The organism is Mucilaginibacter sp. P1_A3, assembly GCF_056406855.1.
This window is the reverse complement of the sequence record NZ_JBFTZJ010000004.1, coordinates 370,847-383,681: the sequence shown is the minus strand read 5'-3', so window position 1 is coordinate 383,681 and position 12,835 is coordinate 370,847. Positions and strand designations below refer to the sequence as shown.

The following is a 12,835-nucleotide window of genomic DNA, read 5'->3' as shown; positions in this document are numbered from 1 at the left end:
TGTTTCTTTACCAAACTCCCAATTTCCAACTCCCAAATCTCACAAACCTGTCCGTCCGTCCGCAGGTGTCCAAGCACTACTGAACGGACGGACACCTGCATGTTTGCCAAACTAAAATGATCAAATCCCAAATCCCAACTCCGAAATCCCAAATCCAACAAAGGGTGTCAGTCCGTCCGCAGGTGTCCAACACCTCCAGACGGACGGACACCTGCATGATCAATCTCCAATCCATTAAAAGAGTTAAAACTAATTGATAAAAACACACTTTTATTAGTTAGCTTTAAATAACTGATAAGCCCTATGGAAACCATTGTAAAGATTATCTCAACCCGGTACGTAACCCATAATGTTAAACAATTCCGGCTGGAAAAGCCCGCTGGTTTTACCTTTACACCGGGGCAGGCAACAGAGCTATCCATAAATCAGGATGGCTGGAAGGATAAAAAGAACCCCTTCACCTTTACCTGCCTTACTGATGACCCATACCTCGAGTTCACCATAAAAATATACCCCGATAGCGACGAAGGCGTAACCAACCAGTTGAGCAAATTAGCTGTTGGTGATGAATTGATCCTGCGTGATGCCTGGGGTGCTATAGAATACAAGGGCCCGGGTTACTTTATTGCCGGCGGTGCTGGTATTACCCCCTTTATAGCCATTTTAAGGCATTTAAATAAAGAGGGGAAGCTTACAGGCAACAAGTTATTTTTCAGTAACAAAACAGATGAGGATATTATTTTGGCCGATGAACTCAAAAGCATGCTTGGCCCCGATGCGCTGTTTTTAATAAGCGCCCAAAAGGATAGCATTCACGATACCCGCCGCATCAACGAAGCCTTTTTAAAAGCTGAAGTAAGCGATTTTACCAAACACTTCTACATCTGCGGTCCCGACCCAATGGTGGAAGCCATTAACGTTATTTTAACCGGCCTGGGTGCAAGTGCAGATTCGGTTGTGTTTGAGCGGTAGGGGCGGCAATAACATCGCCACAAATAATATCGGTTTGTTGTGAAAATAACCTACTTTTGGCGCACTTTATCACATGGTTAGGTTATTTATGCGGTCGTTTATTTCTGCTTGGTTTTCAGCTGTATTACTGGTTGTTTTATTKATATTTAATACACAGTACATATATGCCCAGGCGCCGTCAATAAAGTATACAACTCCGCATGTTTATGTAATTAACAAGCCCATAACGCCTTTGGCACCTGCAAATACAGGCGGCGCAGTCCCTGCAGTAGCTTATGGTCTGGTAAGTACCCTGGCCGAAAGGGGGGGATCTGGTTCCAATAACGGCTCCATATCAATAACTCCTCTTAACGTCACCAAGGATGTGGCTGTCGATGCACTTGGCAATATTTATTTAGTAGGAGATAGTAGAATTTGGAAAATTACCCCGGCAGGTAAATTAGTACCTGTTGCTGGCGTTAACGGCGCTGGTTTTGTGGATGGGGTAGGCACGGATGTTGGATTTAATAATCCATGGAGAATAGCTGTTGACGTTTCGAACAATGTTTATGTTTGTGATAATTATAATAATGCGATAAGAAAAATTACCCCGGAGGGATCCGTAACTACGGTCGCCGGGCACCGTATTCCTGGCTTTTTGGACGGCAGAGGTGTGGCTGCTGCTTTTTATACCCCGTGTGGAATTACTGTTGATGCCAATGGAATTGTTTATGTGGTAGATCAGTATAATTTTAGTATTCGTAAAATTGATCAGTCGGGGCTTGTCACAACGTTGGCCGGTACGGGATTTTTCGGGCCAAAAGATGGCCAAGGGAAGGCTGCATCATTTAGTGAGATGTATGATATTGCCGTAGATGCAGCCGGCAACTTATATGTTGCTGATGGTGGAAATTGTAAAATAAGAAAGATTACCCCAGCCGGTTTGGTTACTACTTTTGCTGGCAAAGGTTCGCCGGGCTTTGCTGATGGGGTTGGCAAAGCTGCTGTATTTGAGTTTCCAACCGGTATAGTTATTGATAAAATTGGTAATCTATACGTTGCTGATGGTTACTTCAATCAGCGTATCAGAAAAATAACGCCGACGGGGGTGGTTACTACCCTAGCCGGAAATGGAAACATCGGGTTCAATAACGGTATTGGTACCGAAGCAACTTTTTCAGATCCTATAGGTATAGGTATTGACAATGCCGGATATGTATATGTTGCTGATTATGGAAATCATGCATTTAGAAAGATAAGCATATGGGGATATGCCATTGATAAAGCCTTGCCGGCCGGTCTTAGTTTCGACGGCAGAACTGGAGTCGTTTCCGGCAGTTCCACCCAACTTTCGCCGGCAACAGACTACATTGTAACAGCCTATAATGGTGATGGTAGCAGTAGTACTGTTGTAAATATTGAGGTAGCACTGAGCATTGTGCAAAAACCATCGGTAATTACCTTCCCCCCTCCGGTAAAAATTAAAATTGATGCTGATAATATTTTACATCCCGAGGCTACCAGTACCAATAACGAAACCCCAATAACTTATACCAGCAGTAATCCAGCGGTTGCTTATTTAGGGGCAGACGGACAGATTCATGTAATTGCACCGGGAATTACAATTATTACAGCAAACCAGCAAGGTAACGAGAATTATAGTGATGCCGCCCCTGTATCGGTGCCCTATACTATAACTCAGGACCAGGTTATCGTGTTTCCGGCTATAGCCATTAAAAAGGTATGTGATGCTGATTTTTTTGCTGGTGCTGTAAGCTCAAATTCAACTATTCCACTTACCTATATTAGTAGTAATCCTGCTGTTGCTACCGTTTCACAAGTAGGGGATATTCATATTGCGGGCCCTGGTAGTGCTACTATCACTGTTTCGCAAGGTGGGAGTAATTTATATAATGAAGCTTTACCGGTTTCGCAAACGTTAACGGTAAACCCTCTGATAACGCCATCGGTAAAAATCAGCCCCGATTTTTATAGTAGTTGCGATGGGCTATTGCTAGCCTATACCGCAACGCCCACAAACGGCGGCAATAACCCAACTTATCAATGGAGGCTGAACGGTAATAACAGCGGCGATAACAGTGCGGTTTACACCAGTACCACCTTAAAAACCGGCGACGTGATTACCTGTATAGTTACCAATAATGATCAATGTACGCCGGTTTCATCGCCGGTATCAAACCCGGGTTCGCTCAGTGCCGATCCTAATGTTACTACAGAGTTGGTTATCACATCATCGGCAACAACGGTTGATATAGGTACACCTATCACCTTTAAGGCAACGGCGTCTGCCAATGTTCCGATTGTACCGGCATATACCTGGATGGTGAATGGGCAAATAGCAGGCACCAACAGTGACACTTTTACTTCTAACACCTTATCAGATGGCGATGTGGTTACCTGTGGTATTCTTATTGAAGGCAAATGTATTGTTAACCCATCGGTTACATCCAATAGCATAACCGTTTCTGTATTAATACCCGTAAAAATAATTGTACCTAATGCCTTTACCCCAAACGGCGATGGAAGTAACGATACCTGGAATATTGCAGCATTACTATCTTATCCTAATTGCACGGTAAGTATCTACAATCGCTATGGCGCGGCTGTTTATCAATCTAAAGGGTACCAATACCCCTGGGATGGAAGAATGAACGGTAAGCAACTACCAGCCGGCACCTATTATTACATTATAGACACCCAAAAGGATAACCAAAAGCTGTCGGGGCCGGTAACTATATTGAGGTAGTTGTTAATTGCCACTGTCCCGCGGTAACGGACACCTGCGGACGGACGGACACCCCCAATCTAAAATAAATCCGAAATCGAAATTCCGAAATCCGAAATACTCTTCTAATTTTACGGCATGAGTATCCGGGTAGAAGCATTGACAAAAGTTTACGGCGATCAAAAAGCAGTTGATGGTATTAGTTTTACTGCCGGGCCCGGCGTGCTGGGTTTCCTGGGGCCAAATGGCGCGGGTAAATCAACCACCATGAAGATACTTACCTGCTTTATACCACAAACATCGGGTACGGCATCTGTATGTGGGTTTGATGTAGTGAGCCAGTCGCTTGATGTACGCAGGCATATTGGCTACCTGCCAGAGAGTAACCCGCTTTACCTGGATATGTATGTAAAAGAGTCGATGGCGTTTATTGCAGGCATCCATAAAATGCAGGAGCCCGAAAAACGCATAGCCGAAGTTATTGAGCAAACCGGCCTGGGGCCCGAGCAGCATAAAAAAATAGGGCAGCTATCTAAAGGCTATCGCCAGCGTGTGGGGCTTGCCCAGGCAATTCTGCACAATCCCGATGTGCTGATACTGGATGAACCCACATCCGGCCTGGATCCTAATCAGCTTATCGGCATTCGCCAGTTAATTACCGATCTGGGTAAAACCAAAACCATTATCCTATCTACCCATATCATGCAGGAAGTTGAAGCTGTATGCGATAAAGTGATCATTATTAACAAGGGAAAAATAGTAGCCGATGATACCCTGAAAGGCTTGCTGGGTAAAAATAATAAAAGTACGCTTGAAGGTATTTTTATTAGTCTTACCAATTGATAAATGAATTTAATCAGCTAAGTTTGCGCCACTTAACCTTATTATAATCATATGAAAAAAAACTTACTTGCATTAGTTGTTTTATTATGCGCTGTAGTTAGCGCCAACGCCCAATCTTTTGGAGGCGATGCAGACCGTACACCCAGATTAAGCGCTGGTTTTGGAGCCGGTGGCACAATAGGATCACACTCCGGCGATTATCCCGCAGCGGGCAGTGTAGATGTAAAGCTTGAATTTCCTATAGCATCAAGCCCGGTAAGTATCACCGCTTCGGCAGCTTATACTTTTTTTGTATCAAAAGATGGTTACTATTTTGGCTACAATAGCAATGAAGGTAATTATAGCAGCGGTTCACTGGCATCATTTGCTCCCGTTATGCTGGGTGCCCGTGTATACGCCGGTAAACTGTTTTTTGAAGGTGCAGCCGGCGCTTCCTTTAACCTTAACTCCAACCACAGCGATTATACCAGCAAAACTGTTGCATTGGTTCTTTCGCCAAGCATAGGGTATGGTTTCAGGTTTGGCTCGTCTCAAAAATTTGGTTTAGATCTTAGCCTGGCCTATGAAACCCGTTTGGAAAGCAACAAAAGTATTATTTTATATAACGATGGCATGGGTAACTCCTACACTGCGGGTGGTTATGGTAATTACAACCAGATTGCTTGCCATGTGGCTTTTAGCCTTGGTTTGTAACCAAATTAAAAAAGTATTGATGAACCCTGGTATTACATACCGGGGTTTTTTATTAAATATTTACAAGGCACATATTATTTTACCCGGTTTGTTGCATTTGTAAACTTGTTAACGTAAAGATTTTAAAAGCCTTAACCATGAATAACCTTATCACTTATATGAAGAAATTATTGCTTGCAATGGCAATTTTAACTGGCTTTGCAGTTGATGCCCATGCGCAAACAAACTACAACACACAGCCACGCGTTAGCGCTGGTTTTATATATGGAGGAGCATTAGGCGCTGCCGCCGACAACTATACCTACGCCAGCGGATTTTTAGTAAAGTATGAATTACCTGTTAAATCTATTCCACTAAGCCTTACGCTTACATCAGGGTACAGCTTTTTTATTCCCCAAACAAGGTTCTACTCTTACATTAATCCTGGCAATGGTGGTGGTACGCATGTTAGTTATTCGGCCGCTGCCTTTGTTCCGTTAGAAATAGGTGCAAGGGTTTATGTAGCCAACAAGCTATACTTTGAGGGTAATATCGGGGCATCACTAAATGTAAACTCACCCCATGAGTATTATACCGATAAAACGGTTGCGTTACTGGTTTCGCCTAACCTGGGGTATTCTTTTCGCTTTGGCTCATCGGGTAAAGCAGGCTTAGATTTAAGTTTAGGCTACGAAAATCGTTTCGAGAGCGCGAGCTTAAATTATTACCAGGGCAATTATGGCAGGCTTGCATTAAGCGCTGCATTTAGTTTGGGGTTGTAATTTCATTAAACCTAAATACCAGGGCTCCGGGCATTTTCCGGGGCTTTTTTTATTGCGATGATTTTTTATTGCGATAAAAACGGTTAGGTTGATACCAGCACCTTCCTGATGATATTTTAGTAAAACTAAAGGCGTCAAAGACCACTTTGAGAAAGGGAAAGTCAGCCCACTAAATAATTTATGAAAATAATTAATATCCTGTAATACAGATCATTGTAATCAGATGTAATTATCACTACATTTATCTACTATTACAATCTGCTATTTCATTTTATAGCTAATAATCCCGGTTTTGATGATAAGTTTAAAGCCTGGAAAATGTTGCCAGGCCTTTAAATAACCTAAAAATAAAATATCATGAAAACATTATTAATTGTATTAGCAAGCATTAATGGTTTGATGTCATTATGCAGCTGCAGTAAACAAATCCATTCCCATAAACAGGTTATGGTAAGCTACCACACCAAAGATGATGTTATGAAACAATTTGGCGTTCCCGACGAAAAACGAGAAGCAAACCATCTTACCGAATGGCTTTACAATTGTGATACTTCATCCAACCTTTATCATTCACAAACAAAAGTGGGAATCGATGGAACATATAATACCGTTTACGGCAGTTTAAATCATAATACGGTAACTACTGATAAATTTACACCCTTTAACAAATACGTAAAATTCACCTTTGATGAGCAGGGTAAGGTTGTAAATTGGGATTCAGATCATGTAAATTTTGAGGAGCGAAAAAAGAAACCCGGCGCTACAATAGCATTGGTAGTGGGTTGTGTAGCGGCGGCAACTCTTTTTGTTGTTAGTTTGGTTGCTGTAAATGATTTTAGTAATTGGGGATATTAAGTTTTATTAAAAAAAATAAAGTAAATATCCTTGCATGAGGTCCCGGTATTATTTAGCGGGACTTTTTTGTTATGGCGATTTTTAAGTTTTATAATTCAAAAGTACACCTTTGCTTTAGTGTATTATTGTTGTAATTTCGGCGTTTCAGCATAAATATACGGCAGTGCTTAGCATCTTAAAAAAAGAAATAATATCATACCTCAGTTCGCTGGTAGCCTATGTAACCATTGGCGTATTTTTATTGGTGCTGGGTTTATTCCTGTGGGTGTTTCCAGATTCCAGCATCCTGGATTATGGCTATGCCGGGCTCGAAAGCCTTTTCAGTACCGCTCCATACCTGTTCATGTTCCTGATACCGGCTATTACCATGAGGTCCTTAGCTGAGGAACGTAAGGAGGGTACTTTCGAGTTGCTGTTTACACGCCCCTTAAAAGATTGGGAAATAGTGCTGGGCAAATACTTTGCCTGCCTGCTTATTGTACTTTTTGCGCTGCTGCCTACATTGGTCTATTATTTTTCGGTAAGTACACTGGGCACTCCGCAGGGTAATATTGATAGTGGAGCAGTTATAGGATCATACATCGGCTTGTTTTTATTAGGCGCGGCATTTGCTGCTATTGGTCTGTTTGCCTCATCTATCACCAAAAATCAAATCATAGCTTTTACTGTAGCTGTTTTCCTGTGTTTCTTTTTCTATAGCGGTTTTGATTCTTTAAGTCAGCTATTATCACTGCAGGAGCTTGGTTTGCAGAGTTTGGGCATAACGCAGCATTACCAGTCTGTAAGCCGCGGTGTACTTGATACCCGCGACCTGGTTTATTTTATCCTGTTAGCGGGGATATTTACCTGGCTCACCTTATTTGTGCTTATAAAGCAGCGGCAAAAAGAATTGCGCGGTACAATCATGATCGGTCTGTTAGCGGTGTTTATTGCCCTGGGTGTACTATCGCAATATGCCTTTACCCGGATTGATTTTACTACCGAGAAGCGTTTTACCATATCATCAGTAAGCAGGCAGATCATGGATGGCCTGCCGAAGCCGGTAAAGGTTACTGTTTACCTGCAGGGCAATGGTTTGCCTGGCGGGATGAAACGCCTGCAAAATGCCACAAAGGATATGCTTAGTGATTTAAGCGCCTATAGTCATCATCGCCTGCAATTTGAATTTGTGGACCTAATTGCATCTATCAAAAACTTATCTCCCGATCAGCAAAAACAAACCTACGAGGATTTAGGAGCAAAAGGTGTGGTGGGACAAAAGCTAAGTTTTAAAACTGATGACGGCGTATCTGAAAAATTGATATTCCCGGAAGCTGTTGTAAAAACGGGCGACAAGGAAGTAGTAGTAAATTTAATACAAACCCGGATAGGTTCATCAGAAGAAGAACAATTAAATAATTCTATTCAGAATTTAGAATACGCCTTTTCATCGGCTATAAAAAAAGCGGTAAGCGGTGGCAAGCAACAAATTGGTTTTACCGAAGGGCATCATGAATTAACCGATCTGCAATTGAATGATGCTATGAAAGCTTTATCAGATGGGTTTGAGGTTGGCAGGCTAAACCTGGCAACTATTCCATTTAAAGCATTACAAAACATCAAGCTACTGGTGATCCCTAAACCCGACAGGAGATTTACCGAACTGGAGAAGTTTAAGCTCGACCAATATATTATGCGTGGTGGCCGTGTACTATGGACTATTGACCAGGTAAGTGCCGAACTGGATAGCCTGCGCGGGCATGGCGGCGAGCAACTGGCCTTTGCAAAACAATTGAATCTTGATGATCAGCTTTTCAGGTACGGGGTACGGATCAATTATGACCTTATAGCAGATATGAACTGTTCGCCAATACCGGTAAGTACCGGTAATGTTGGTGGGCAGGCACAGATCCAGATGCTGCCCTGGTTATTTAACCCCTTGTTTATGCCGGTTTCAAAGCATCCCATAGTAAAAAACCTGGATGCTATTCACAGTGAATTTGTAAGCACAATTGATCTGCTCGAAACCAAAGACATTAAGAAAACAATCCTGTTAACATCATCTCCTTATAATAAAAAGATGAGTGCGCCCCATGTGCTGTCCTTACAGGCGCTGGAGCAGGAACCAAATCCTAAGGATTTTCAAAGTACACCAAAAACTGTTGGTGTGCTTTTGGAAGGTAAATTTATATCAAACTGGCGCAATCGCCCATTACCTGATAGTTTAAAGGAGCAGGTGAGTATACTGCCAGAAAGCAAGCCCACAAAGATGGTAGTGATAAGCGATGGCGATATTTTAAAGAACCAGGTAGGAGGGGATGGCTCGCCTTTTCCGTTGGGATATGACCGTTATACACAACAAACCTACGGCAATAGAAATTTGCTGCTCAATATTGCCGATTATATGACCGACGATTCTGGCCTTATTGCGCTGCGTACCAAAGAGATAAAGATTCGCCTGCTGAACAGGGCACGTATCCGTAACGAAAAATTGTACTGGCAACTGGTAAATACAGCAGGCCCACTTGCTTTAGTGTTAATATGTGCTATTTTTCAACATTATATCCGCAAGCGAAAGTATGCCCATTAAATTTTATATTTTTGATAGATTAATTAGACCCATATGAGATTTATTGTTTCTACCACAACCTTACTCAAACAACTGCAAGCGGTAAGCGGCGCGTTAAGTAACAGCACCGTATTGCCTATATTGGAAAACTTTTTGTTTGAGATAAAGGAAGGAAACTTAACCATTTCTGCTACCGATCTGCAAACCAGCATGACCACCTCCTTAACTGTTGAAGCAAAAGAGAATGGCCGAATAGCTATACCATCGCGTATTTTGTTAGAGACCCTAAAATCATTACCAGAGCAGCCTGTAGCTTTCTCTGTTGATGATACTACCTTCGCCATTGAAATAAATGCCGGCGACGGTAAATACAAGCTGAGCGGCGAGAATGGTGAAGATTTTCCGAAAATACCTGTTGTTGAAAATGCATCATCAGTAAACTTACCTGCATCGGTTTTAGCCGAGGCGATTAATAAAACCATTTTCGCTGTAAGTAATGATGAATTGCGCCCTGCCATGACAGGCGTTTTTTGCCAGTTAAGCCAGCAACATCTAACATTTGTGGCTACTGATGCGCATAAGCTGGTACGTTACCGTCGTAAGGATGCTAAGGCTGCAAGTGCAACATCATTCATATTACCTAAAAAGGCATTAACGCTGCTTAAATCATCGTTACCAAGTGATGATGTAAATGTATCTGTGGAGTATAATTCAACCAGCGCATTCTTTAAGTTTGGTAATATCAACCTGGTTTGCCGTTTAATTGACGAGCGTTACCCTGATTATGAGGCTGTTATTCCACAAAATAACCCTAATAAATTAATAATAGACAGGCTTACTTTCCTGGGATCGTTAAACCGTGTGGCTATTTATGCCAACAAAACAACCCACCAGGTAAGGCTTAAAATTAACGGCAGCGAGCTGAACATATCATCAGAAGATATTGACTTTGCTAACGAAGCGCACGAGCGTTTAAGCTGCCAGTATGAGGGCGAAGACATGGAAATTGGCTTCAATGCACGTTTTTTAATAGAAATGTTGAAGAATTTAAGTTGCGAAGAAGTATCTTTGGAGATGTCAACACCTAATCGTGCGGGCTTATTGCTGCCACAGGGTGGTGATGAAAATGAAGATGTGCTGATGCTGGTTATGCCGGTTATGCTCAATAGTTATGCTTAAGTGTTAACTTAAATTATAAATCCAAAATCGAGTCCGGCTTTAAAAACCGGACTTTTTTGTTCGCCGGTGATAACAAAAATTACGGTAAACAGTTATATAGCTTATAATTAATATGGATACCAGGATAAAAGCTTTGTTTATGATTGTGGCTGTGGCATGTTGGGCATCCTGTAAAAAAAATAGCGATGCACCCACCGCAACAACCGCCACCCGGGTTAATCTGATAAACGCATCAAACAATAATATTAATTTTTATTTGAACGGCACCCGCATTAATAATACCACCACCTATTACCCCGGCGGAACATTGGGTTATGTTGCTGTTTTGGCCGGAGCGCAAAATTACTCGGTTAAGATTGGTGGTAGTTCGGTGCCGTCGTTTAGTAAATCGCTTAATTTTAGTAAAGATTCGGTTTACTCATTGTACGTATCGGGCACAACCGAAAATGATATATTTAAAACTGCCGATGTATTGGTTGCTGATACCAGTGGTTTGGCAAAAGTGCGGTTTGTAAATGCCTCACCCGATGCTGTCGCGCTTAATTTGAAATTTGAGGGTACATTAAACGAGGTGAAATTTACCGGCGTAAGTTATAAAACAACTACTCCTTACGTATTGGTTAAGGCAGGCATAGTTGATTTGGCTATTTATCAGTCATCGGTGCCGTTAACCCCGGTAGTACGGGATACGGTTACGCTTACAGCGGGGGGCATATATACCTATTATGGCTATGGCAGTATAAAAAATGCAGCAAGCTTTGGTACCGGCTTTATAACAAACAAATAAAAGTACATTAATGGTTAATCAAAATAAAAGCGGTTTATTGGTTTCATTATTTACGTTTGCCGTAGTAATTATGTTGCTTCCTTTTATAGCATCGTGCGGTAAATCAACTAACATATCGAACTCAAACACGCAGATACAGATCATCAATTTAAGCTCAGATGTGCAGCCATTAAATTTATATCAAAACTCTTTAAAGCAGGGTAATGGAGTCACTTATACTTATCCCACTAATTCTGGTTACTTTTTTTTGTCAACCATTACCCCTCCATTACAATTCAGAACAGCTACGGCGGCGGCATTAAATATTCCTTTTCAAATTGATACGGTATTAAGAGCCAACGCCAAATACACGCTTTTTTTGACAGGTTTCCTGAAAGATAGTACCATTAAAAATTCTTTACTATCATTAGATACCGCAACCCTGCCACCAATTGGAAGGGCTAAAGTGAGGTTTGTACACACATCACCCACATCGCCAACGCTTGATTTGCGGGCTAATGACACACTGGCATTTAGCAATCGGTCGTTTAATACCATTTCGCCATATATCAGTATACCTACAGGTAATTATAATTTTACCATAAACGTGCATAGCACCCCATCAAAAGTAGAATATACGCTAAAAAATGTGACGCTTTTGGATGGTCGTGCGTATACTATTTACACCCAGGGTATTGTGGGGCGTACAGATTCTGTTGCCTTTGGCGCAGCGGTTTTAACTAATAATTTATTGATAAAAGCTACCCAATAGTGGCAATTCTTTTTATATTTCTATTTTTGGGCAAAATTTAAAAAAGTGGAAGTAATAAAAAGTATCATCGATTTTATACTGCATATTGATAAGCACCTGGTACAAATAACCAGTGCATACCAGGGTTGGACGTACCTGATATTGTTTGCCATCATTTTTGCGGAAACCGGTTTTGTTGTTACTCCTTTTTTACCCGGCGACTCATTGTTGTTTGCAGCAGGCGCCCTTATAGCCGGCGAAAAATCGGGCCTGGATATTTATTTATTGACTATTATATTGATTGTAGCCGCGTTTGCCGGCAATACGGTGAATTATTTGTTGGGCAACTTTTTGGGCCCAAAAGTATTTAAGGAACACAATAAGATATTAAAGCTGGATTACTACTTAAAAACTAAGGCCTTTTTTGATAAGCATGGTGCAAAGGCTGTTATTTTTAGCCGGTTTATGCCTATCATCCGTACCATTGCTCCATTTGTGGCGGGTGTTGGCCGGATGCCGTTTTTAAAGTACAGCTTGTATAACATTGTTGGCGGGGCTTCATGGATAGTTGTTTTCTTGTTTGCGGGATTATGGTTGGGCAAGGTTCCGTTTTTTGAAAAGAATTTCTCACTGGTTGGCGTAGCCATCATCCTGATATCTATTATTCCGCCAATTTATGCAGCTGTAAAAAGCCGTACTGTTAAACGTAAAAGGCAAACAGCATAATATTAAACTTTATTAA

General features: G+C 41.6%; 11 protein-coding genes. All 11 read left to right on the top strand.

Annotated features, from left to right (window positions below):
- Nucleotides 1-303 precede the first annotated feature (303 nt).
- On the top strand, nucleotides 304-972 hold the full coding sequence (locus AC1D0K_RS10515; protein WP_477395009.1) for a flavodoxin reductase: 669 nt from the start codon (nucleotides 304-306) through the stop codon (nucleotides 970-972).
- Nucleotides 973-1,045: 73 nt separating this feature from the next.
- Entirely contained in the window at nucleotides 1,046-3,718 is a 2,673-nt protein-coding gene (locus AC1D0K_RS10510; RefSeq protein WP_477463054.1) for a T9SS type B sorting domain-containing protein, read from the top strand.
- A 117-nt stretch (nucleotides 3,719-3,835) separates the two neighbouring features.
- On the top strand, nucleotides 3,836-4,540 hold the full coding sequence (locus tag AC1D0K_RS10505; RefSeq protein WP_477395013.1) for an ATP-binding cassette domain-containing protein: 705 nt from the start codon (nucleotides 3,836-3,838) through the stop codon (nucleotides 4,538-4,540).
- 51 nt (nucleotides 4,541-4,591) lie between these two features.
- Nucleotides 4,592-5,233 carry a hypothetical protein gene (locus AC1D0K_RS10500; RefSeq protein ID WP_295717206.1) on the top strand — a complete coding sequence of 214 codons (642 nt, stop codon included), beginning with the start codon at nucleotides 4,592-4,594 and terminating at the stop codon, nucleotides 5,231-5,233.
- A gap of 137 nt (nucleotides 5,234-5,370) precedes the next feature.
- Nucleotides 5,371-5,994, top strand: a complete 624-nt coding sequence (locus AC1D0K_RS10495; RefSeq protein ID WP_477395016.1) for a hypothetical protein — start codon at nucleotides 5,371-5,373, stop codon at nucleotides 5,992-5,994.
- A 357-nt stretch (nucleotides 5,995-6,351) separates the two neighbouring features.
- Entirely contained in the window at nucleotides 6,352-6,849 is a 498-nt protein-coding gene (locus tag AC1D0K_RS10490) for a hypothetical protein (protein ID WP_477395018.1), read from the top strand.
- A 163-nt stretch (nucleotides 6,850-7,012) separates the two neighbouring features.
- Nucleotides 7,013-9,418: a gliding motility-associated ABC transporter substrate-binding protein GldG gene (gldG, locus tag AC1D0K_RS10485; RefSeq protein WP_477395020.1), complete on the top strand. Its 2,406-nt coding sequence runs from the start codon at nucleotides 7,013-7,015 to the stop codon at nucleotides 9,416-9,418.
- Between the two features lie 33 nt (nucleotides 9,419-9,451).
- Nucleotides 9,452-10,576: a DNA polymerase III subunit beta gene (gene dnaN / locus AC1D0K_RS10480; protein ID WP_295717212.1), complete on the top strand. Its 1,125-nt coding sequence runs from the start codon at nucleotides 9,452-9,454 to the stop codon at nucleotides 10,574-10,576.
- 112 nt (nucleotides 10,577-10,688) lie between these two features.
- A complete protein-coding gene (locus tag AC1D0K_RS10475; RefSeq protein WP_477395023.1) occupies nucleotides 10,689-11,363 on the top strand; it encodes a DUF4397 domain-containing protein in 675 nt (224 codons plus the stop codon).
- Between the two features lie 10 nt (nucleotides 11,364-11,373).
- On the top strand, nucleotides 11,374-12,114 hold the full coding sequence (locus AC1D0K_RS10470; RefSeq protein ID WP_295717216.1) for a DUF4397 domain-containing protein: 741 nt from the start codon (nucleotides 11,374-11,376) through the stop codon (nucleotides 12,112-12,114).
- Nucleotides 12,115-12,159: 45 nt separating this feature from the next.
- Nucleotides 12,160-12,819 carry a VTT domain-containing protein gene (locus tag AC1D0K_RS10465; RefSeq protein ID WP_477395025.1) on the top strand — a complete coding sequence of 220 codons (660 nt, stop codon included), beginning with the start codon at nucleotides 12,160-12,162 and terminating at the stop codon, nucleotides 12,817-12,819.
- Nucleotides 12,820-12,835: the final 16 nt, after the last annotated feature.

Excerpts from the sequence above, each read along its gene's own strand:
- AC1D0K_RS10515 (WP_477395009.1), top strand. The coding sequence starts at position 304 with ATGGAAACCATTGTAAAGATTATCTCAACCCGGTACGTAACCCATAAT.
- AC1D0K_RS10505 (WP_477395013.1), top strand. The coding sequence starts at position 3,836 with ATGAGTATCCGGGTAGAAGCATTGACAAAAGTTTACGGCGATCAAAAA.
- AC1D0K_RS10500 (WP_295717206.1), top strand. The coding sequence starts at position 4,592 with ATGAAAAAAAACTTACTTGCATTAGTTGTTTTATTATGCGCTGTAGTT.
- AC1D0K_RS10495 (WP_477395016.1), top strand. The coding sequence starts at position 5,371 with ATGAATAACCTTATCACTTATATGAAGAAATTATTGCTTGCAATGGCA.
- AC1D0K_RS10490 (WP_477395018.1), top strand. The coding sequence starts at position 6,352 with ATGAAAACATTATTAATTGTATTAGCAAGCATTAATGGTTTGATGTCA.
- dnaN (WP_295717212.1), top strand. The coding sequence starts at position 9,452 with ATGAGATTTATTGTTTCTACCACAACCTTACTCAAACAACTGCAAGCG.
- AC1D0K_RS10475 (WP_477395023.1), top strand. The coding sequence starts at position 10,689 with ATGGATACCAGGATAAAAGCTTTGTTTATGATTGTGGCTGTGGCATGT.
- AC1D0K_RS10470 (WP_295717216.1), top strand. The coding sequence starts at position 11,374 with ATGGTTAATCAAAATAAAAGCGGTTTATTGGTTTCATTATTTACGTTT.